19 protein-coding genes are annotated in these 21,110 nt (G+C 68.5%); 9 read left to right on the forward strand and 10 right to left on the reverse strand.

What is annotated here, in order from left to right; translation table 11 throughout:
- Positions 1-27: 27 nt before the first annotated feature.
- A complete protein-coding gene (locus tag ROP_RS30275) occupies positions 28-657 on the reverse strand; it encodes a hypothetical protein (RefSeq protein WP_043825606.1) in 630 nt (209 codons plus the stop codon).
- A gap of 87 nt (positions 658-744) precedes the next feature.
- Positions 745-1,296 (reverse strand): DinB family protein, encoded by a 552-nt coding sequence (locus tag ROP_RS30280; protein ID WP_015889832.1) that lies wholly within the window; start codon positions 1,294-1,296, stop codon positions 745-747.
- Positions 1,297-1,478: 182 nt separating this feature from the next.
- Here ROP_RS30280 and treS point away from each other — a divergent pair, with 182 nt between their 5' ends.
- Positions 1,479-3,335 (forward strand): maltose alpha-D-glucosyltransferase, encoded by a 1,857-nt coding sequence (gene treS / locus ROP_RS30285; RefSeq protein WP_015889833.1) that lies wholly within the window; start codon positions 1,479-1,481, stop codon positions 3,333-3,335.
- Complete coding sequence (locus ROP_RS30290; RefSeq protein ID WP_015889834.1) at positions 3,332-4,735, forward strand: maltokinase N-terminal cap-like domain-containing protein; 1,404 nt, start codon at positions 3,332-3,334, stop codon at positions 4,733-4,735. The genes treS and ROP_RS30290 overlap by 4 nt, the downstream gene beginning before the upstream one ends.
- Here the strand turns inward: ROP_RS30290 and ROP_RS30295 are convergent.
- The 5 genes from ROP_RS30295 to ROP_RS30315 form a co-directional block, all read right to left on the reverse strand.
- A complete protein-coding gene (locus tag ROP_RS30295) occupies positions 4,716-6,614 on the reverse strand; it encodes an ABC transporter ATP-binding protein (RefSeq protein WP_015889835.1) in 1,899 nt (632 codons plus the stop codon). The two genes, ROP_RS30290 and ROP_RS30295, sit on opposite strands and share 20 nt — an antisense overlap.
- Before the next feature lie 102 nt (positions 6,615-6,716).
- Positions 6,717-7,322: an AMIN-like domain-containing (lipo)protein gene (locus ROP_RS30300; RefSeq protein WP_015889836.1), complete on the reverse strand. Its 606-nt coding sequence runs from the start codon at positions 7,320-7,322 to the stop codon at positions 6,717-6,719.
- 24 nt (positions 7,323-7,346) lie between these two features.
- Positions 7,347-7,775: a YchJ family protein gene (locus ROP_RS30305; RefSeq protein ID WP_043825609.1), complete on the reverse strand. Its 429-nt coding sequence runs from the start codon at positions 7,773-7,775 to the stop codon at positions 7,347-7,349.
- Positions 7,772-9,334 carry a long-chain-fatty-acid--CoA ligase gene (locus tag ROP_RS30310; RefSeq protein WP_015889838.1) on the reverse strand — a complete coding sequence of 521 codons (1,563 nt, stop codon included), beginning with the start codon at positions 9,332-9,334 and terminating at the stop codon, positions 7,772-7,774. Before ROP_RS30310 ends, ROP_RS30305 begins: the two co-directional genes overlap by 4 nt.
- A 72-nt stretch (positions 9,335-9,406) precedes the next feature.
- A complete protein-coding gene (locus ROP_RS30315; RefSeq protein WP_015889839.1) occupies positions 9,407-10,324 on the reverse strand; it encodes a hypothetical protein in 918 nt (305 codons plus the stop codon).
- 143 nt (positions 10,325-10,467) lie between these two features.
- On the opposite strand from ROP_RS30315, the gene ROP_RS30320 reads away from it, so the two are divergent.
- The 4 genes from ROP_RS30320 (at position 10,468) to ROP_RS30335 (ending at position 15,836) form a co-directional block, all read left to right on the forward strand.
- Positions 10,468-11,241 (forward strand): ABC transporter ATP-binding protein, encoded by a 774-nt coding sequence (locus tag ROP_RS30320; RefSeq protein ID WP_015889840.1) that lies wholly within the window; start codon positions 10,468-10,470, stop codon positions 11,239-11,241.
- Between the two features lie 4 nt (positions 11,242-11,245).
- Positions 11,246-13,777, forward strand: a complete 2,532-nt coding sequence (locus tag ROP_RS30325; RefSeq protein WP_043825612.1) for an ABC transporter permease — start codon at positions 11,246-11,248, stop codon at positions 13,775-13,777.
- Positions 13,778-13,848: 71 nt separating this feature from the next.
- Positions 13,849-15,030, forward strand: a complete 1,182-nt coding sequence (locus ROP_RS30330; RefSeq protein WP_015889842.1) for an NAD(P)/FAD-dependent oxidoreductase — start codon at positions 13,849-13,851, stop codon at positions 15,028-15,030.
- A 32-nt stretch (positions 15,031-15,062) separates the two neighbouring features.
- Positions 15,063-15,836: a glutamate racemase gene (locus ROP_RS30335; protein WP_015889843.1), complete on the forward strand. Its 774-nt coding sequence runs from the start codon at positions 15,063-15,065 to the stop codon at positions 15,834-15,836.
- Here the strand turns inward: ROP_RS30335 and ROP_RS30340 are convergent.
- On the reverse strand, positions 15,824-16,477 hold the full coding sequence (locus ROP_RS30340) for a TetR/AcrR family transcriptional regulator (protein WP_015889844.1): 654 nt from the start codon (positions 16,475-16,477) through the stop codon (positions 15,824-15,826). The genes ROP_RS30335 and ROP_RS30340 overlap by 13 nt on opposite strands.
- Positions 16,478-16,564: 87 nt before the next feature.
- Complete coding sequence (locus tag ROP_RS30345; protein WP_025432213.1) at positions 16,565-16,930, reverse strand: SPW repeat domain-containing protein; 366 nt, start codon at positions 16,928-16,930, stop codon at positions 16,565-16,567.
- A 116-nt stretch (positions 16,931-17,046) separates the two neighbouring features.
- On the opposite strand from ROP_RS30345, the gene ROP_RS30350 reads away from it, so the two are divergent.
- Together ROP_RS30350 and ROP_RS30355 are read left to right on the forward strand one after the other, a co-directional pair.
- Positions 17,047-17,820 carry a DNA alkylation repair protein gene (locus ROP_RS30350; RefSeq protein ID WP_050785149.1) on the forward strand — a complete coding sequence of 258 codons (774 nt, stop codon included), beginning with the start codon at positions 17,047-17,049 and terminating at the stop codon, positions 17,818-17,820.
- Positions 17,821-17,845: 25 nt separating this feature from the next.
- Positions 17,846-18,442: a CHAP domain-containing protein gene (locus tag ROP_RS30355; RefSeq protein WP_015889847.1), complete on the forward strand. Its 597-nt coding sequence runs from the start codon at positions 17,846-17,848 to the stop codon at positions 18,440-18,442.
- 7 nt (positions 18,443-18,449) lie between these two features.
- Here the strand turns inward: ROP_RS30355 and ROP_RS30360 are convergent, their stop codons facing one another.
- Complete coding sequence (locus tag ROP_RS30360) at positions 18,450-19,505, reverse strand: ferredoxin--NADP reductase (protein WP_015889848.1); 1,056 nt, start codon at positions 19,503-19,505, stop codon at positions 18,450-18,452.
- A 321-nt stretch (positions 19,506-19,826) separates the two neighbouring features.
- On the opposite strand from ROP_RS30360, the gene mdo reads away from it, so the two are divergent.
- Positions 19,827-21,098 carry an NDMA-dependent methanol dehydrogenase gene (mdo, locus tag ROP_RS30365; RefSeq protein WP_015889849.1) on the forward strand — a complete coding sequence of 424 codons (1,272 nt, stop codon included), beginning with the start codon at positions 19,827-19,829 and terminating at the stop codon, positions 21,096-21,098.
- Positions 21,099-21,110 lie beyond the last annotated feature (12 nt).

Below are 21,110 nucleotides of genomic sequence, written 5' to 3' on the forward strand. Positions count from 1 at the left end.
CGCGGCCCTGACCGGGGTCTCCGGCGGTTACGCCGGGGGAGCGGGAGCCGGGGCGGGCTGTGCCGCCTCGGCAGGAAGCGGGCCCTCCTCGGGAACGAAGAACGAACCGACGGTCGGCAGCACGTAGCAGGTGGCGTTGGTGTAGCCGACGGTCCCGAAGATCGACGCCACGACGGTGCCCGCGCCCGTCGTCACGATCTTGTTCAATGCGGGGTAGCCGCCTTCCGTGAGCCCGTCGAGGGGCAGGATGCCGCTGGCGCCGGTGCCGGTGTTGATCCACGCGACGTTCAGTCCCGACGACTTCACGACACCGGGGTAGGCGGAGAGCGCCTGGAAGCTGATCTCGTTCGCCTTCACCTCGGCGGTCGGCCCGGTGGTGCCCGACGCCACCGTCAGCGTGACGGGTGCGACGGTGCCGCAGCCCACGGTCGGTGCCGTGTACAGGAACGGGGTGTATTCGCCCGCGACGTCACGCAGCACGGTCGACGTGGCCAGCGCCTCGACCGCGGCCTTCTCCTCGGGCTTGACGGCCTGGGTGCGGAGTTCGGCGAGTCCGGGGACGTCGGGGGTGGCCGGCTCTGCCGCTGCCGTGCCGGCGAGGCCGAAGGTCGCGATACCGACCGTTGCCGCCGCGATCGTGCGTCGCATCACGCTCATACCGTCCACCTGAACTCCTCGTTGTCTCGTCCGGGCAGCTCTGCAGCGCCGCCCGAGCGGAGAATTTACCCGAGAGCAGGGAATCAGTCAGGACCAGCTACCGCCGCCGGCCAGCGTATCGGCCCGCGCGCCGTCGAGGGACTGCCGGATGACGTCGGCGTGACCGGCGTGCCGGGCGAGTTCCTCGACCTGGTGCAGCAGCAGGTAGCGGACCGTGAACACCACTCCCGACGTCATCCACTGCGCGACGTCGGCGGGCAGGTCGACGTCACGGTCCAGGTCGGTTTCGGCGGCGACCGCGGCCTCGGTGGCGCGCTGGGCGGCGTCGAAGCGGGCGAGGAGGACGTCGACGGTCTCGTCCTCGGCGACGTTCCATGCGGCCATCCACGCGGCCACCGGATCCACGCCGCCACCGCGCGGGATACCGGTGATGCGAGAGGTCATCGCCTCTTCGCCGTCGATCACGTGTTTGAGCACGGACGCCAGGCTCATCTCGCTGGCGCTGGGCACACTGCGGACCTGCTCCTCGGTCAGGCCGGACACCGCGTTGCGGAACGCGGTGCGCTGGTTGTCCAGCATGAGGAGCAGGAGTCCGCGCTCGTCGGAAATGGGGGCCGGGGTGCTGGGTGTCTCGTTCACACGTTCAGTGTTGCGCGAATAGCGGACAGCTACTGTCCTCGATCCCGAGTTGTCGACATTTTCGGGGGCGGCGTGTCCGGCTGGGCGCGTTCCCAGCGGTGCGGGCGGACCCGCCCTACGATCGAGGCAGGTGTCCGGGGAACGTCCCCGTTCCTGTGATCGAGTCGCAAACCGAGGTGCTCATGCCCCTGGAAGATTCCTCGTCCGCCCACGCCGACCCGTCCCGTGCGGGCGCCGTCCCGCCGGAGCACGACCTGGAAGGCCACCTCATCGAGGCCCGGTCCGAGGACTACTTCCACGCCCGAGAACTGCAGGTCGATAACGAGTGGTTCAAGACCGCGGTGTTCTACGAGGTTCTGGTGCGCGCGTTCTTCGATTCCTCGGGGGACGGAACGGGCGACCTGCGGGGGCTGACGTCGAAACTCGACTACCTGTCCTGGCTCGGCGTCGACTGTCTGTGGCTGCCACCGTTCTACGACTCACCGCTCCGGGACGGCGGATACGACATCCGCGACTTCCGGGCCGTGCTCCCGGAATTCGGGACGGTCGAGGACTTCGTCCAGCTCTTCGATCAGGCGCACCGCCGCGGGATCAGGGTCATCACCGACCTGGTCATGAACCACACGTCCGACACCCACGCCTGGTTCCAGGAGTCGCGCAACGACCCCGACGGCCCGTACGGCGACTTCTACGTCTGGTCCGACCGCGACGAAGGGTATCCGGACGCGCGCGTCATCTTCGTCGACACGGAGACGTCCAACTGGACGTGGGATCCGGTGCGGGGGCAGTACTACTGGCACCGCTTCTTCTCCCATCAGCCGGACCTGAACTACGACAATCCCGGCGTCCAGGACGCCATGATCGACGTGCTGCGGTTCTGGCTCGACCTCGGAATCGACGGATTCCGGCTGGACGCGGTGCCCTACCTGTTCGAGCGGGACGGCACCAACTGCGAGAACCTGCCCGAGACGCACGCGTTCCTCAAGAGGTGCAGGGCCGTCATGGACGCCGAATACCCGGGTCGGGCACTGCTCGCAGAAGCCAACCAGTGGCCGTCGGACGTCGTGGAGTACTTCGGGGAGCCGGACGTCGGCGACGAGTGCCACATGGCGTTCCACTTCCCGCTGATGCCGCGGATCTTCATGGCGGTGCGGCGGCAGAACCGTTTTCCGATCTCCGAGATCCTCGCGCAGACCCCGCCGATTCCGAGTTCGTGCCAATGGGGAATCTTCCTCCGGAACCACGACGAGCTGACGCTCGAAATGGTGTCGGACGAGGAGCGTGACTACATGTACTCCGAGTACGCGCAGGACCCGCGGATGAAGGCGAACATCGGCATCCGGCGACGCCTCGCGCCGCTGCTCGAGAACGACCGCAACCAGCTCGAGCTGTTCACCGCACTGCTGCTGAGCCTGCCGGGTTCGCCCGTCCTCTACTACGGTGACGAGATCGGCATGGGCGACAACATCTGGCTCGGCGACCGGGACTCGGTGCGGACGCCGATGCAGTGGACACCCGACCGCAACGCCGGATTCTCCCGCGCCGACCCGGCGCGAATGTACCTGCCGGTCATCATGGATCCCACATACGGCTACCAGTCGGTGAACGTCGAGTCGCAGATGAACTCGACCAACTCGCTGCTGCACTGGACCCGCCGGCTGATCCAGGTCCGCAAACAGCATCCGGCGTTCGGAACGGCCTCGTTCACCGAACTCGGCAGCGCGAACCCGGCTGTCCTGTCGTATGTGCGGGAAACTCCGCCGAGCCCGGACCGCCCGTACAGCGACGTCATCCTGTGCGTCAACAACCTGTCCCGGTTCCCGCAGGCGGTGATCCTGGACCTCTCCCAGTTCGCCGGCCGAATTCCCGTGGAGCTCACCGGTTCCGTCCCCTTTCCCACGATCGGGGACGACGGGTACATGATCACGCTGCCCGGCCACGGCTTCTTCTGGTTCGCGTTGCAACCGGATCCCCAATCCGACGGCGCGGTGAGCGGACATCCGGTCAGCAGTGAAGCGGAACAGGCGGTGCAACAGTGAACGAACCCACCATCGGACGCATTCCCGACGAGACCCTCGAGCGGCAACTCGTCCGCTGGTTGCCGGACCGGCGGTGGTTCGCCGCCAAGGGCAACACCATCTCGGCCGTGCGGATCCTGCTGCGCCACGAGCTGACCTCGGTCTCCGGTTTCTCCGCCGAGCACCTGCTGGTGTCGGTGGACTTCGAGTCGGGCCCGGCGCAGGTGTACCAGGTGCCGCTGGGGTTCCGCAGTCATCTGCCCGAGGACCTCGAACCCTGGGCGCTGCCGGACGGCGACGGCAACGCGATGATCGCGTACGACGGCCTGCACGACGCGGAGGTCATCAGCCTGTACGCGGACCTGCTCGCCGAGGCGCAGGGTTCCGGGCCGGTGCAGTTGAAGACCGTGCCGGGCACGGTGATCGAACCGGGCCTGCGCGGGCGTACGCTCGGCGCGGAGCAGTCGAACACGTCGGTGGTGCTGGGGGAGAAGCTGCTGATGAAGATCTTCCGTCTGGTCACCCCCGGGGTGAATCCCGATGTGGAACTCCATCTGGCGCTCGCCGGCGCGGGCAGTGAATACGTGGCCGCGTTGCGGGCGTGGATGGAGACCGACGTGGCCGGGATTCTCACCACCCTCGCGATGGTGCAGGACTTCGAGGCCAACTCGGCGGACGGGTGGAGCATGGCGCTCGGCAGCGTCCGCGACCTCCTCATCGAAGCGGATCTCCACGCCGCGGAGTTGGGGACGGACTTCGCCGGTGAGTCCCATCGCATGGGTGCCGCCGTCGCCGAGGTGCATTCGACGCTGGCGCGTGCGCTGGGTGCGGAGGAGCGGCAGGTGGCGTCGACGACGGTGGAGGCGATGACCCGCAGGCTGGACGCCGCCACCGCGATAGTCCCCGAACTGGGGGAGGTGGCCGCAGCGGTGCGGGGCAAGTTCGCCGAGGCGGAAGCGCTGGGCGCCACCGCCGTCCAGCGGATACACGGGGACCTACACCTCGGTCAGGTGCTGCGCACACCGGAGCGGTGGCTGCTCATCGACTTCGAGGGCGAGCCCGCCAAGACGCTCGACGAGCGCCGGGAAAGGGACAGTCCGTTGCGGGACGTCGCGGGGATGCTGCGGTCCTTCGACTACGCCGCCCACCACCTGCTGGCCGATTCGGTGCCGATGGGGGCGACGGGCGCGGCGTCGCAGCGGGACTTCCGGGCGAGGGAGTGGGCCCAGCGCAACGCCGACGCCTTCTGCGAGGGCTATGCCTCGGTGTCGGGCACCGATCCGCGGGAGGCGGCGGCGTTGCTCCGGGCCTACGAACTCGACAAGGCGGTGTACGAGACGGTGTACGAGGCGAGGAACCGCCCGAAGTGGATAGGCTTGCCCCTCTCCGCCATTCGCCGACTCACCGCAGCACCTCGGTGAGAGCCGGGGACGAGACCGTGCCCGTGTCGAACTGAGTGCGGTACAGCTCTTCGTACCGGCCGCCCGCGGCGAGCAGTTCGGAGTGTGTTCCGCGTTCGACGATGCGGCCGGCCTCCACAACGAGGATCAGATCGGCCGCGCGGACGGTCGACAACCGGTGGGCGATGACCACGGCCGTCCGTCCGGCGAGGGCCTCGCCCAGTGCCTCCTGCACGGCGGCCTCGGACGTGGAGTCCAGGTGCGCCGTCGCTTCGTCGAGGATGACGACCCGCGGATGCGCGAGCAGAAGGCGGGCGATGGTCAGCCGCTGGCGTTCGCCGCCCGACAGCCGGTAGCCGCGTTCGCCGACCACCGTGTCGAGGCCGTCGGGAAGGGCGGCGACGAGGTCGGTGAGCCGGGCCCGCTCCAGGACCTCCGCGAGTTCCGCCGGCGTGGCACCCGGACGGGCGAGCAGAAGGTTGGCCCGCACGGTGTCGTGAAAGAGATGCCCGTCCTGGGTCACCATGCCGACGGTGGCCCGCACCGAGTCCGCGGTCAGGTCCCGCACGTCGACCCCACCGAGTTTCACCGAGCCCGCGTCCGCGTCGTAGAGCCGGGGAACCAGTTGGGCGATGGTGGACTTGCCGGCCCCGGACGACCCCACCAGGGCGACCATCTGCCCGGGTTCGGCGCGGAACGACAGTCGGTGCAGCACCTCTACGCCGCCGCGTGTGTCGAGGGTCGCGACCTCTTCGAGTGACGCCAGCGACACCTTGTCGGCCGAGGGGTACGCGAACTCCACGGAGTCGAACTCCACCGACACCGGGCCCTCGGGCACCGCGACGGCGTCGGGCTTCTCCGCGATCAGCGGCTTCAGGTCGAGGACCTCGAACACGCGCTCGAAGCTCACCAGCGCGCTCATCACGTCCATGCGTGCGCTGGCCAGTGCGGTGAGGGGCGAATACAGGCGGGTGAGCAGCATCGCCATCGCGACGACGGCTCCCGCGTCGAGCTGTCCGCGCAGTGCGTAGAACCCGCCCAGCCCGTAGACGAGGGCCAGCGCGAGCGCCGAGACGAGGGTGAGCGCGGTGACGAACACCGACTGCAGCATGGCCGTCCGGACGCCGATGTTCCGCACTCGCCGCGCACGGACCGCGAATTCGGCGGACTCCTCGGAGGGGCGGCCGAACAGTTTGACGAGGGTGGCGCCCGGCGCCGAGAACCGCTCGGTCATCTGCGTGCTCATCACCGAGTTGTGGTTGGCCGCCTCACGATTGAGTTGTGCGAGCCGTGCGCCCATCGTGCGGGCGGGCAGGACGAAGATGGGCAGCAGCAGCAGTGCGCACAGCGTGATCTGCCAGGAGATCCCGATCATCACGATCAGCGTGATGCCGAGCGTGACCAGGTTGGACACCACACCCGACAGGGTGTCGCTGAACGCGCGCTGCGCACCGATCACGTCGTTGTTGAGGCGGCTGACAAGCGCGCCGGTGCGGGTGCGGGTGAAGAACGCGACCGGCATGCGCTGCACGTGGTCGAACACGGCGGTGCGCAGGTCGAGGATCAGGTCCTCGCCGATGCTCGCCGACAACCACCGCGTCCACAGCGCGAGCGCGGATTCGAGGACGGCGATGACCGCGATGAGCGCCGCGAGACGCACGATCACGGACACGGCGTCGCCGCCGACGATGGCGTTCACGACGCGGCCCGCCAGCACCGGGGTGGCCACGGCCAGCGCCGCAGTGACGACGCTGAGCAGCAGGTACCACGCGAGGTTGCGGCGGTGCGGCCGGGCGAAACGGGCGATCCGCCGCAACGTCGTCCGGGAGAAGGGGCGTCGATCTTCCTGGGCGTGCATCGCGTTGTACATCGCGTTCCACGCCGTGACTTCCATGCTCATGCCGGCGGCCTCCTGTCGCTGTCCCCCCACGGTAGAGCCGGGGTATGACACGACCGTAGAACCTCGAGTTAACTCGAGGTCAAGTCGCGGGCGCGGGAAGTGTCACCTCGCGACGTCGACGACCACCCGGGTCGGATTCGACAGAGCGGACACCGTGAACGGACGGCCGGGCGCGGTCACGCCGATGAACGACTGGGTGACGCCTTCGAATACCAGCGCCCCGTTGACCTCGGTGACCGTGCCGCCGGGAACCCCGGGCACCGGGTTGGGGCCCGAGTAGCCCTCCACGTCGCTGTCGAACGGGTACGCCGAGCCGTCGATCTGTACCTGCAGGATGCCGTTGCCCGACACCGGGATCGTCTTGCCGCTGCCGTCCTGCACCGCCTCGTCCACGTACGCGACCCGCCAGCCCGGCGTGCCCTTGCCGCCGAGTTCGTACACCACACGGTCGAATCCCTCGTGCCCGCCGACGCGGACGTCGGTGACGGTGAGCTTGGCGGAGTCGGACGCCGCCGACGATTTCGGTGACGCGTCGGCCGGGATCGGCGCCGACTCGGATTCGAGGGCGCTGCTCGTGGTGGCCGCGGCAGCCGGCGACGTCGCCGCCGCGCTGCTGGCGGAGTTCGACTCCGAGCATCCGGTGAGCGTCACGGCGGCCAGCGAGCAGGCGGCGAACACGGCGAAGGGACCGATCCGGTGGTTGATCATGTTCCGATCGTAAGCCGGAGCCGATCAGAGTCGGGGGAGCCCCGGGCGTGGCGTCGCGATCGCGTCCAGGTACAGCCAGTTGCCGTCCTCACGGACGAATCGGCTGTTCTCGTGCAGCGATTCGCGGTGGCCGTCCAGCACGTAGTGGGCCCGGAACTCGACGGTGCCAGTGGTGTCGAGCAGACCGCCGCCGGTCGTGCCCAGGATGTCGAGGCGGGTCCAGCGCTGCCCGGGATCGAGGTCCAGATCCGTGGGCCGCGTACTCGGATGCCACGTCGCGACGAGATAGTCGGTGTCCAGGACCGCGAACGCGCTGAACCGGGAACGCATCAGACGCTCGGCCGTAGGCGCTTTCGCCTCGCCGCGGTGGTACCTCCCGCAGCATTCGTCGTACGGTTCACCGAGCAGGCAGGGGCATCGAACGGTCACCGTCCCAGTATGGACGGCGGTCACACGAGCTTGTGGGTGCGGTCCTTCCAGTACGGCGCGCGCAGTTCCCGCTTGAGGATCTTGCCGGTGGGGTTGCGCGGCAGCAGGTCGACGACGTCGACCGTCGTCGGGCACTTGAACTTCGCCAGGCGCTGACGGGTGTAGTGGATCAGCTCGTCCGGTTCGATGCTGATTCCGGTCACCGGTACGACGACGGCCTTGACGGTCTCACCCCAGTGCTCGTCGGGCACGCCGATCACCGCGACCTCCGCCACCGCCGGGTGTTCGACGAGGACCCGTTCGATCTCGGGGGAGTACACGTTCTCGCCGCCGGTGATGATCATGTCCTTCAACCGGTCCTCGATGAACACGAAACCGTCGGCGTCCGCGCGGCCCATGTCGCCGCTGCGCAACCACCCGTCCGCGGTGATCGCCTCCGCCGTCGCCTCGGGCTTGCCGAGATAGCCGGGCGTGCGCTGGTCCGACCGCCACCACAACTCCCCGGTCTCCCCGGTGGCGACGTCCTCGGCGGTGGCCGGGTCCACGATGCGCATCTCCACACCGGGAATCGGCCGGCCCGCCGACGCCATCCTCGCCTCCTGCGACTCGTCGCGATGCACCTCCGGCAGGAGTGCGGTGACCACACCCGCACACTCGGTCATTCCGTACACCTGGACGAATTCCGCGTCCGGCCACGCGGCGAGCGCGCTGCGCAGCAGCGGCAGGGGCATCGGGGCCGCGCCGTACGTGATCCGGTGCAGCGCGCCGAACGCGGCCACGGCCTGCTCGCCCGCGGCGAGCACCCCGGCGATCACCGGCGGCACGAGGAACGCGATGTTCGCGCCTGCCGCGAGCGCGCCGAACAGCGAAGGGGCGTCGGCCTCCCTGGTGAAATGGCAGCGGGCGCCGGCGTGCACACCCATGATCGCGTAGCAGCTCCCGCCGACGTGGAACAGCGGCATGGCGACGAGCAGACAGTCGTCGTGCCGTGCGGGCAGGATGTCGAGCACCGCGACGCTGTGCGCGATCAGGTTGCGGTGCGTCAGCTGAACACCCTTGGGCCTGCCGGTGGTTCCCGAGCTGTACAGGATCAGCGCGGTGGCGTCCGCGGCCACCTCGGGCCTCGACGACAGGGCGGACGCCTCGGCGAGCCACGGCTCGAACTCGTCGTGCTCCCCACCGACGGTGATGATCTGCTCGATGCCGGTCAGCCGGTCCCGCAACGCCATGACCTGCTGGAGAAACTCGTTGCCCACGAACAGGATCCGGGCGCGGCAGTCGTTGATCACGTAGTCGAGTTCCTCGCCGGCGAGCCGCCAATTCGGCACCGCGGCGGCCGCACCGAGGAGCGAGGCGGCGTAGGTGACCTCGAGGCAGGACAGGTGGTTCTTGTCGACGAACGCGACCGTGTCGCCGGCCCCGATTCCGCCTTCCGCCAGCGCTCCCGCGATGTGCAGGATCCGGTCGCGCCACCCGGACCAGGTGTACTCGGCGCCCTGGAACTGCACGGCGACGTCGTCCGGTCGGACCTGCGCCCAGTGCGCGAGTCGGTCGAAGATGATCTCGTTCTCGGCGTCCGACATGCGCCCACCTCTCGTCTGTGACGTCAGTCACATCAGGCTAGTAGCCGGTGCTCCGATCAGTGACGTTTTGCCTCACGCGGTCGAACTGCTCCGGCTCTGCGCTCCCGCACGTCGCAACGCGGCGCTGCCGAGGGCGCCGACCACGATCAGCGTGATGCCCAGCCAGTCGGGATCGTTGTCGGTGACGAGCATCGCGATCCCCACGCCGATCACGTACGGCGGCAGGAAGTCGAACAGTTTGACGAGCGGCGGCGCCACCTCTTCCGGTTCGCCGGGTTCGCGCGGCGCCTGCGCGCTCGCCACGTCCGGGTACCACTCGGTGAAGGACAGCGCGAACAGCAAGGCCCCGATCGGAATGATCCAGCCCGTCCAGAAATTGTCCGGCTGATCGAGAACGAGGTCGCCGTACAGTCCGGACGCCGCCGACACCGTGAAGGACAGCGCCCACACCAGGGTGATGATCTGGTTGACCTTCAGGAACAGCGGCGAGGTCCAATATTCCTCGGGTGTGGTCTCTTTCGCGTACGGCAGGGTGAACGGATTGCGCAGCAACAGCGAGCCGAACGCGAACGCGACGAGCGCCAGGCTCGACATCTCGCCCGACCACTTCTCCAGCCAGGTGATCAGGCTGTCGGAGGCGAACAGGCCGATCGCGGCGAGGCAGCCGAAGTAGACGATGTCGAACACTTCCATGGGTTTGAGGCTTCCGCCGCGACGGTGGCTGAGGAACAGGAACAGGATCGACAACCCGAGGGCGGTGGCGACCGATTCCTCGAACCGCCCGGGACCGGACAGCAGCGACATCACGATCCACGGCGCCAGGCCGGCGAACGGTGACTGGAGGAACGCGTCGAGGAACCGCGATCCTGCCCGGGGTTTGGGGGGTTCGATGGCCATGAGGCTCTCCTTCGCACCGGCGATACCGGAATTCTCCCAGGTCGGGACTTCCGTTGTGGGCGTTTCCGGCCGGGTCGCCGTGTCCGGGATCACGCCCCGGCCGACCGAAGATCAGGGTGGTCCCCGATGGCGGGCCGCCGTGGGTGTCGACAAGATGGAGGAGTGCGCCGCGCGTGCACCGTCCCGGCCCGTCACCACGGGGCCGGACCGCTACAAGAGAATGACGAAAGGCGATCATGAGCACGCATGCCCCCGCTGTCGCTGCCCGTGCTGTCGAGCTGTCCAAGACGTACGGCACCGGCGACACTCAGGTCCACGCGCTCAGCGCGGTATCCGCGGAGTTCGCCCGTGGTGAGTTCACCGCGATCATGGGACCGTCCGGTTCCGGCAAGTCGACGCTGATGCACTGCCTGGCCGGCCTCGACTCGGCCAGTTCGGGTTCGGTCCTCATCGGCGACACCGAACTGACGACGCTGACGGACAAGCAGATGACGCAACTGCGGCGCGATCGAATCGGCTTCGTGTTCCAGGCGTTCAACCTGGTGCCCACGCTGACGGCGCTGGAGAACATCACCCTGCCGCTGGACATTGCGGGCCGTAAGCCGGACGCCGCCTGGCTCGAGAACGTGCTCACCAAGCTCGGACTGCAGGACCGTCTCGAGCACCGGCCCGGCGAGCTGTCCGGGGGTCAGCAACAGCGGGTCGCGTGTGCCCGCGCCCTGGCCGGGCAGCCGGAGATCATCTTCGGCGACGAGCCCACCGGCAACCTCGACTCGAAGTCCTCGGGGGAGGTGCTGTCGATCCTGCGGGCCGCGGTGGACGAGTTCCACCAGACCGTCGTCATCGTCACGCACGATCCCCGGGCGGCGGCCTACGCCGACCGGGTGGTCTTCCTCGCGGACGGCAAGATCGTCGACGAACTGCGCGAGCCGACGGCCGATTCGGTCCTCGACACGATGAAGCGACTCGACGATCCCGCCCACGCCCTCGCGTCCGACGCGGCGGTCTGACCGCATGGCGTCCACATCCAGCGCGCCGATGCGCAAGGTGTCGCTGCGCAACCTGGCGGCCCACAAGGTCCGGCTGGCACTGACAGTGCTGTCCGTGGTGCTCGGCACCGCGTTCGTCGCCGGTTCCTTCGTCTTCACCGACACCCTCCAGAAGACGTTCGACTCGATCTTCGAGAACACCGCGCAAGGCGTCGACGTCCGGGTGTCGAGCGAGGAGCGCAACTCCAGCGGAGTGCCCCTCGAAGACCTCGACACCATCACCGCGCTCGACGGCGTGCGCGCGGTGGCACCGGCCGTCAGCGGGCAGATCGTCCTCATCGGCTCCGACGGCGCCGCCGTCCAGACCGGTGGTGCGCCGAGCATCGGGGAGTCGTACCTGCCGCCGGGCCGGGCGCTCGGCGAGCCCGACGAGTACGTGCAGGGCACCCCGCCCGCGCAGGCCGGTCAGATCGCCGTCAACGCCAGTGCCGCCGAACGCGCGCAACTCGCGGTCGGCGACACGACCAAGGTCCTCGTGCCCGCCCGCGGCATGATCGACGTCACCGTCTCCGGCATCTACGACACCGGAAACGAGACCGGCGGCTTCATCGGCGCCACGTTCGTCGACTCGCAGGCCCGGGAACTGTTCACCGACGGCAAGCACGTCGAGTACATCGACGTCGCCGGGACGGGTGAGTCGCAGGGCGCACTGCGCGACGAGATCGCCACGGCGCTTCCCGACGCGAAGGTCCAGACCGGCGACGAGGTGCGCGAGGAGACCAAGGCGCAGGTGACGGAGGCGCTGAGCTTCATCAACTACTTCCTGCTCGCGTTCGGGGCGATCGCGCTGCTCGTCGGCACGTTCATCATCTACAACACGTTCTCGATGATCGTCGCGCAGCGCCTGCGCGAACTCGCGCTGCTCCGCGCGATCGGCGCGAGCCGCAAGCAGGTGGGACGTTCCGTCGTCTTCGAAGCCCTCGTGGTCGGTGTCATCGGCAGCGCGATCGGGATCGCCGCCGGCGTCGGCCTGGCCTACGGACTGCGGGCCCTGCTGAACACTTTCGACGTCGGACTGCCCGAGGGGCCCCTGCAGGTGGGTCCGCGCACGATCCTCATCGCCCTCGTGGTCGGCGTCCTCGTGACGACGGTCAGCGCGTACGCACCCGCCCGCCGCGCGTCCAAGGTGCCGCCGGTCGCGGCGATGCGGGAGGAATTCGCGTCCACCGGTGACTCACTGCACGTGCGCACCATCGCCGGCGCCGTCCTCGGTGTCCTCGGGGTCGTGGGACTCGTGATCGGCTCGCGGGGTACGGGTGGCGGTGCGGCCGCCGTTGTCGGCGCCGGCGCGCTCGGTCTGATCCTGGCCGTGCTGTTCGCCGCGCCCGCGTTGTCCCGGCCGATCGTCGGTGCGCTCGGAGCGGTGCTGGCCAAGCCGTTCGGGCCCGTCGGGCGCCTGGCCCGGACCAACGCCGTGCGCAATCCCCGCCGCACCGCCGCCACCGCGTTCGCGCTGACACTCGGTCTGATGCTCGTGTCCGTCATCGGGGTGTTCGGCGCGTCCGCGAAGGCCAGCGTCAACCAGCTCGTCGACTCGGGGGTGTCCGCCGACTACGTGCTCACCGGTCCCAACCAGATCGGTGTGCCCAGTGGCGCGGCGAGGGCCGTGCGGAACCTCGACGGCGTCCAGAGCGCCGTGGCCCTGCACCCGGTGTCCGTGACGGTCGACGACGAGAGGGAGCAGGGCGCGTCGCTGGACGGCCCCCTGGAGGGCGTCCTGGACTACACGCTCGTCGAGGGCGGCGCCGACCTGACCGGCAACCACCTCGTCGTGTCCCAGACCACGGCCGCGCAGAAGGGCTGGACGCTGGGGACGACGGTCCCGATGACGAGCGCCGACGGGAAGGTCGTCGACGCCGAGGTCACCGGTGTCTTCGAAGACAACCAGCTGGTCGGCGACTGGCTCGTCTCGGACGACGTGTACCGGCAGGTCATGCCCGCCGCGACCATCCCCGACCTGGCGGTCCTGATCGACGCGAAACCGGGCGCGGACCTGACGCAACTGCGCGCCGACCTCGAATCCGCGACGAAACAGTTCGTCGTGGTGCAGGTGCAGGACCGGGAGCAGTTCAAGGGAACGCAGGGCCAGCAGATCGACACGCTCCTGGCCATCCTGTACGGACTGCTCGCACTCGCCGTCGTGATCGCGATCCTCGGCATCATCAACACGCTCGCGCTGTCGGTGGTCGAACGCAGGCGGGAGATCGGCATGCTCCGCGCGGTCGGAATGCAGCGGTCCCAGATGCGCCGCACGATCTACCTGGAGTCGATGCTGATCGCGGTGTTCGGTGCGGCCGTCGGCGTGGTGCTCGGCATCGCGTTCGGCTGGGGTTTCGTGAGCACGCTGAAGGACCAGGGGCTCGGCCAGGTGACGGTGCCGTGGGGGCAGGTGATCGCCATGCTCCTCGGATCCGGTGTGGTCGGTGTGTTCGCGGCGCTGTGGCCGGCGAGCCGCGCCGCCCGCACCCGCCCGCTCGAGGCCATCGCCGACCTCTGACCCGTGAGTACTTCTCAACCGCCCGCGGTTGAGAAGTACTCACGGGCGGCGAAGCCGCCTAATGTGTTGGCGTGCAGAAAATTGTGATCGTCGGGGCGGGTCTGTCGGGCCTGCGCACCGCGGAGGAACTCCGGAGGGCCGGATACGAGGGTGACCTGATTCTTCTCGGAGGTGAACCGCACCTTCCCTACGACCGCCCGCCGCTGTCGAAGGAAGTGATGCGCGGGGAGAAGAGCGACACCACGCTCAAGCCGCGTGAGTTCTTCGACGAGAAGAACATCGAACTCCGGCTGGGGGTCGAGGCCGCCTCGGTGGACTCCGAATCCCGCATCCTGAGACTCGCCGACGGCAGCGAACTCGGCTACGACGAACTCGTGATCGCCACCGGTCTCGTGCCGCGGCGGATCCCGGGACTTCCGGACCTCGCGGGCGTCCACGTTCTCCGATCCATCGACGACAGTCTGGCGCTGCGCGCGGACCTCGCCGAGGGCAGGCGTGCGCTGATCGTCGGGGCGGGATTCATCGGCTGCGAGCTGGCGGCGAGCATGCGGGCCGGCGGGCTCGACGTGGTGCTGGTCGAGCCGCAGCCGACGCCGCTCGCGTCCGTGCTCGGCGAGAAGATCGGGGGGCTCGTCGCCCGCCTGCACACCGAGGAGGGAGTCGACCTGCGCGCCGGTGTCGGGCTCACCTCACTGGTGGGGACCGACCGGGTCACCGGGGCCGTTCTCGGTGACGGAACCGAGGTGGACGTCGACGTCGTGGCGATCGGGGTCGGCTCGGTCCCGGTCACCGCGTGGCTCGACGGGTCGGGTGTCGAATTCGACAACGGTGTGGTGTGCGACGGCGTCGGGCGCACGGCGGTCCCGCACGTGTGGGCGGTCGGCGACGTGGCCGCATGGCAGCTGCAGGTGGGCGGTCGCAAGCGCGTCGAGCACTGGAGCAACGCCGGGGAGCAGGCGAAGATCCTCGCCGGCGCGCTGACCGGCACCGGCGACGAGAACGCCGCAGCTCAGGTGCCGTATTTCTGGAGCGATCAGTACGACGTCAAGATCCAGGCGCTGGGCACGGTGGCGCCCACCGACGAGGTGCACGTGATCAAGGACGACGGCCGCAAGTTCCTCGCCTACTACGAGCGGGACGGCATCCTGGCCGGTGTCGTCGGCGGCGGGATGGCGGGCGGTGTCATGAAGATGCGGGCCAAGATCGCGGCGGGAACTCCGATCGGCGAGGTCCTCGAGGCCGCGTCGGCGTAGGAGCCGGGGCGGGGGCGCGATAGATTCTCCGGGTGATTGTTGCGCTCATCGACTCGGGTCTCGGCATGCTGCCGACGGCGGCGTGGCTGCGCAAGTTGCGACCCGAACTGGATCTGATCCTCGCACTGGATCCGGACGGGGCCCCGTGGGGTCCCAAGCCGGAGCAGTGGGTGATCGACCGTGTTCTCGCGACCGCGCAGCGCAGCGTCGACCGCGGCGCCGAGGTGATCGTGCTGCCGTGCAACACGGCGAGCGTCACCGCGCTCGACCACGTCCGGGAGTTCGTCGGACCGCAGGTTCCGGTCGTCGGGACGGTGCCGGCGATCAAGCCGGCCGCCGCGGCGTTCGCGTCCGTCGCCGTCTGGGCGACCGCGGCGACGACGGCGAGCCGGTATCAGGCCGATCTGATCGAGAAGTTCGGGAACGGCAGTTCGGTGGTGGGGGTCGCGTGCCACGGGCTCGCGGAGGCCATCGACCGGGGTGAGCGGGAGGCCGCGGCCGCTGCCATCGCATCCGCCGCGGAGCGGACGCCTGGCGACGTCGGCGCAGTGGTGCTGGGCTGCACCCACTATCCGCTGATGGCCGACGAGATCGCGGCGCGCCTCCCCGCCGGGGTGCGGTTGTTCGACAGCGCCGAGGCGGTGGCGGCGCAGACCCTGCGCCGTATCGACGCGCTGAACCGGCCGAGCACGGGGGAGGGCACCGTCGAGGTCTTCCTCAGCGGCAGGCCCGGACGGCTACCCGCGAGCGCGGAGGCGTTCCCCGCCGGTCAGCTGCTGGCCGCGGGACGATCTCAGCCGAGCTGAACCATCCCGGCCGCGACCACCCGTGCGACGCTGCCGAGTTCCTCGCCGTGTCGTCGCGGCAGGTCGTCGAGGTCGTGCAGGCGGTCGTTGCCCGCGACGGAGAACATCGCGGCCACCCACGCCGTCGCGCAGGCCCGGAGCGTTCCGGGTTGCACGGGGTACGGCGAACTGGCCTGCAGCAGTCGCTCGGTGATGTCGCTGAGGTAGTCGCGGAACCGCCTCAGGTGGGCGCGGACGTCCGGGTGGGTCTCGGCCTCGCGCCAGATGATCACCCGCATCACCGACGAGTGGTGATCGCGCAGATTCAGTGCGGTGTCGAGGTTGACGAGGCTGGCGGCGGGGTCGCCCGGGGTCACCAGGGGGCCCACGTCGCCGAAGGGTTCGGTCGGCAGCCGCTCGGACAGCAGGGCAAGGAGGATGTCGGTCTTGGAGGGGAAGTAGTAGAACACCAGTCCTTTCGGGACGTGCGCGGCAGCGGCGATCGATGCGGTGGACGTGGCATCGAATCCGTGTACGGCGATCAGTGATTCGGCGGCGTCGAGGATCAGCTCCCGGGCGTCGCCGTCGATCTTCGCGCTGCGCCGCCGCCGGCTTTTCCGCGGTTGGGGGCCACCGGACTTACCGAGATGGGGTGCTGGCATGGGCCTTTCCCGACGTGAACGGCGGGGCGCAGGCCGTAAGCCTGCGCCCCGCCCGAATCGATGTTTCTCGGTGCTGTGGTTCACAGATCAGTGATGTGTTGCCAGCCCTCCGTGTCCGTGCATCCGGGAACTCATCATCGGCAACCCTGTGACAGCCACGACGACTGCCAGGACACCGACGACCCATGCGGTCCACGACGCGCCCGTGAATGCGTCGAAGTTCATCACCCACGGGGAGAGGAACAACAGCACTCCGAAGACGGCCATCGCGTACTCGGCCACAGTCATCTCCGGGCGGCTCATATGGACGAGACCGGAGAGGGCCACGAGTACACCGAGGACGATGAGTGACCACATCGCGGCGTTATTGGTGTCGAGCCACAACGGCGAGAGTGCCGCGAAAGCTCCGATCACGATCGCCACCACATCTTGCATACGACTCCACGATCTCATGTCCGGCCTCCTCGAAATGGATTGTGTCCACCTCGAGTACACGCCTGATTGACCGCCCGATCAATACTTGGCCCGTTGCAGTCGTATAACGTGAACCGCAGGTCGGAGCATGTTTCGTGATCTTTGCTCGCGCTGTCGGTGACGTGTGGGACAGTGCCCTCGTGACTTCGACCGCAGACGACGTGAAGCGCGCCCTCGGCGAGGTGTCGGACGAGACCGACGCCGTGAATCTGGCACGGTTCTTCAAGACCGGTCCGGGGGAGTACGGGGAGGGCGACGTCTTCATCGGCGTGCGGGTTCCCCGGACGCGCGGCGTGGTCCGGGCGCACGCCGATCTGGACCTGCCGGAGGTGACGGTGCTGCTCGACAGCCCGGTGCACGAGCATCGCCTGGCGGGCCTGCTGGTGCTCGTGGCGCAATTCGACGGGGCGGCGAAAGCGGGCGACGACGCACTGGGCGAGAAGATCGCGACCTTCTACCTCGATCTGGTGATGCGGGGGCGGGTCAACAACTGGGATCTGGTGGACGCGTCCGCCGAGCGGATCCTGGGCGGGTGGCTGTTCGACCGGCCGCGGGACCTGGTGTACGAGCTGGCAGCGGACGACGACCTCTGGCGGCGCCGCGTCGCGCTGCTCACGACGTTCGGCTTCATCCGGCGGGGCGACGCGTCCACGACGCTCGAGGTCGCGGAGGCCGTCCTCGGTGATCGCCGCGACCTCACCCAGAAGGCGACGGGATGGATGCTGCGTGAGGTCGGCAAGCGGGTCGACCGCGCCCTGTTGACCGGTTTCCTCGACCGGAACGCCGCGGCGATGGGCCGCACGGCCCTGACGTACGCGTGTGAGCACCTCACCGCCGAGGAGCGTGCGGGCTACCGCGCGATGCGCTGACCGGAATCCCGCTACATTCGGTGGCATGACCGCTCCCGCGCCTCCGCGCCGCCGCCGACGTGCCGGGCCGATCCTCGCCGCGGTCGTCGCGATGATGGTCGTCGTGGCGGGCGGGGTGCTGTGGCTGGCTCCGGACCGCTACCTGCCGTGGGACACCGCCGAATTCCCGACCGTCGACACGACCACGCTGTCGCCTCCGCAGGCGCGGATCGTCGCATTGCTCGAGGCCGAGCACGGCACGCAGCGGCCCGGGACGTTCTACTCCGAAGGGGTCGAAGAGCCCTGGTGCGCGGACTTCGTCAGCTGGATCATGCGGGAAGCGGGCATGCCGTTGTCGAATCCGAATTCCGGGCACTGGCGGATTCCCGGCGTCTACACGTTGCAGGAGTACTACGAGTCGCAGTCGCGGTTCCAGGAGGTCGGCGACGGGTACCGCCCGGCCGTCGGGGACGTGGTGCTCTACGACAACAGCAGCTGGGTCGGCCAGCACACCAACTTCGTCGTCGCCGTCGACGGGGATACGGCGACGACGGTCGGCGGCAACGAGTTCGGCCGGATCCGCGTGCACACGGTCGACTGGGCGAGCGACTCCGCCGTCGTCGGTTTCGGCCGGCTCGGGTGAGGGGACTTCAGAATTCGATCTTGAGGTGGTCGGTGACCGGCCGGGCCTGGCAGCCCAGGATGTAGCCGCTCTCGATGTCCTCGGGGTCGAGGATTTCACTGTTCTCCATCTCGACCTTGCCTTCGAGGACGGTGCACGCGCAGGAGCCGCACTCGCCCTCCTGGCAGGAGTAGGGCACGTCGATTCCCTCGGCGAGCATGATGTCGACGAGAGTCTGCTTGCGGGGCCAGCTCAGATTGTGGATCTCGCCGTCGAGCTCCACCTCCACGGTGGCGGCGTCGGCGGCCTCGTCCTCGGTGACCTCCACGACGTCGGCGTCGCGGAACGGGTCGCCGGCCAGCGAGTTGAACACCTCGGCGTGCACCTGGGTGCGCGGCATGCCGGCGTCGGCGAGGGCCTTGTGGATCGTGTCCATGAAAGGCGCCGGTCCGCACATGAATGCCTCGTGCCCGAGGTAGGGGGCGACGGCGGAGGCGAGCTGGTCGACGCCGGGCAGCCCCTGGACCGTCTCGAGCCAGTGAATGGACACGAGCCGCGACGGATACCGGGCTGCGAGAGTGCGCAGTTCCTCCGCGAAGATGACCGAGTTCTCGTCGCGGTTGGCGTAGAAGAGGACGACCTTGCCGGACCCTTCGGTGAGGGCGGACTTGAGGATCGAGATCACCGGGGTGATGCCGCTGCCCGCCGCGAACAGCAGGAAGTCGTGGTCGAGTGATTTCGGGGTGAACACTCCCGACGGGGGGAGGACCTCGAGGGTGTCGCCGACGGCGACGTTGTCGCAGAGCCAGTTGGACCCGTACCCGTCGGCCGTCCGCTTGACCGTCACCTTGGGGGCGTCGTCGGTGAACGGCGAGCTGGCCAGCGAGTAGCACCGGGCGACCGATCCCGTGCGGTCGCTGGGGATGCGCAGGGTGAGGAACTGGCCCGGCTTGTAGGCGAACTTGCCGGCGAGGTCTGCCGGGACGTCGAAGACCAATGACCGGGAATCGGGGGTTTCCTCGACCACGCCCGACACGGTGAGCACCACTGATCGTGAGCTGTGCGGCACCTCGACAGTCGTCATCGTGTGTGCAGTCCTTCCGTACTTCGCAGCGCCGGAACGCTCGCTTGCCTGCCCCAAGAATAGAACAGGTTCTAGTTTTTGCCTAGCTGTCCACTCCGCGCGGAGTGGACAGCCTATCGAGTACCCACCTCTCCGGCACGTCCCGGCCGCACCTGCCCGATCGGGCAGTTTGTCCGCCGCGGTCGGACGGTTCGGGTCCGCAGGTCTGTAACCGGGGCTCGAACTAGATCACAGTGGATTCCAGGTGAGACGCCGATCACATCCATTGCGTCCCCTTTCCCAACGCTTCAGATCCGACATCGACTAATCGAGGAGACGGCCATGGCCATCGAGCTCAACCAGATCTGGGACTTCCCCATCAAGGAATTCCACCCGTTCCCGCGGGCACTGATGGGAGTGGGCGCCCACGACATCATCGGCGTCGAGGCGAAGAATCTCGGATTCAAGCGGACCCTGCTCATGACCACCGGCCTGCGCGGCTCGGGCATCATCGAGGAACTGGTCGGTAAGATCGAGTACCAGGGCGTCGAGGTCGTGCTCTACGACAAGGTCGAGTCGAACCCCAAGGACTACAACGTCATGGAGGCGGCCGCGCTCTACCAGAAGGAGAAGTGCGACTCGATCATCTCCGTCGGCGGCGGTTCGAGTCACGACGCCGCGAAGGGCGCCCGCGTCGTGGTCGCGCACGACGGCCGCAACATCAACGAGTTCGAGGGATTCGCGAAGTCCACCAACAAGGAGAATCCGCCCCACATCGCCGTATCCACCACGGCCGGTACGGGTTCGGAGACGTCGTGGGCGTACGTCATCACCGACACGTCGGACATGAACAACCCGCACAAGTGGGTGGGATTCGACGAGGCGACCATCGTGACCCTCGCGATCGACGACCCGCTGCTCTACTACACCTGCCCCCAGCACTTCACCGCGTACTGCGGATTCGACGTCCTCGCGCACGGCAGTGAGCCGTACGTGTCGCGCCTCGACTTCGCGCCGTCTCTCGGAAACGCCCTGTACTCGGTGGAACTCGTCGCGAAGAACCTGCGGGAGGCCGTGTTCGAGCCGCGCAACCTGAAGGCCCGCGAGGGAATGATGAACGCGCAGTACATCGCCGGGCAGGCCTTCAACTCCGGCGGCCTCGGCATCGTGCACTCCATCTCGCACGCGGTCAGCGCGTTCTTCGACAGCCATCACGGACTGAACAACGCCATCGCCCTGCCCCGCGTCTGGGAGTACAACCTGCCGTCGCGGTACGAGCGCTACGCCCAGCTGGCCGGCGCGCTGGGGGTCGACACCCGCAACCTCACCACGGTGCAGGCCGCGGACGCGGCGGTCGAGGCCGCCATCCGCCTGGCGAAGGACGTCGGCATTCCCGACAACTTCGGTCAGGTGCGCACCGACTCGTACGAGAAGAACCAGATGAACACGAAGAAGTACGAGGGTCGCGGCGACACCATCCGCGGCGACGAGAAGACCGTGCGCGCGATCTCCGAGCACATCCAGGGCGACTGGTGCACGCCGGGCAATCCGCGTGAGGTGACGGTCGAGTCGATGCTCCCCGTGGTCGATCACGCGATCAACAGCGCGTACTGACCGACCTGAAAA

This window comes from Rhodococcus opacus B4, assembly GCF_000010805.1.
GTDB lineage: Bacteria > Actinomycetota > Actinomycetes > Mycobacteriales > Mycobacteriaceae > Rhodococcus_F > Rhodococcus_F opacus_C.

Coding starts and splice junctions, on each gene's coding strand:
- ROP_RS30275 (WP_043825606.1), bottom strand. CDS start 657: ATGAGCGTGATGCGACGCACGATCGCGGCGGCAACGGTCGGTATCGCG.
- treS (WP_015889833.1), top strand. CDS start 1,479: ATGCCCCTGGAAGATTCCTCGTCCGCCCACGCCGACCCGTCCCGTGCG.
- ROP_RS30295 (WP_015889835.1), bottom strand. CDS start 6,614: ATGAGCATGGAAGTCACGGCGTGGAACGCGATGTACAACGCGATGCAC.
- ROP_RS30300 (WP_015889836.1), bottom strand. CDS start 7,322: ATGATCAACCACCGGATCGGTCCCTTCGCCGTGTTCGCCGCCTGCTCG.
- ROP_RS30310 (WP_015889838.1), bottom strand. CDS start 9,334: ATGTCGGACGCCGAGAACGAGATCATCTTCGACCGACTCGCGCACTGG.
- ROP_RS30320 (WP_015889840.1), top strand. CDS start 10,468: ATGAGCACGCATGCCCCCGCTGTCGCTGCCCGTGCTGTCGAGCTGTCC.
- ROP_RS30325 (WP_043825612.1), top strand. CDS start 11,246: ATGGCGTCCACATCCAGCGCGCCGATGCGCAAGGTGTCGCTGCGCAAC.
- ROP_RS30340 (WP_015889844.1), bottom strand. CDS start 16,477: ATGCCAGCACCCCATCTCGGTAAGTCCGGTGGCCCCCAACCGCGGAAA.
- ROP_RS30345 (WP_025432213.1), bottom strand. CDS start 16,930: ATGAGATCGTGGAGTCGTATGCAAGATGTGGTGGCGATCGTGATCGGA.
- ROP_RS30355 (WP_015889847.1), top strand. CDS start 17,846: ATGACCGCTCCCGCGCCTCCGCGCCGCCGCCGACGTGCCGGGCCGATC.
- ROP_RS30360 (WP_015889848.1), bottom strand. CDS start 19,505: ATGACGACTGTCGAGGTGCCGCACAGCTCACGATCAGTGGTGCTCACC.
- mdo (WP_015889849.1), top strand. CDS start 19,827: ATGGCCATCGAGCTCAACCAGATCTGGGACTTCCCCATCAAGGAATTC.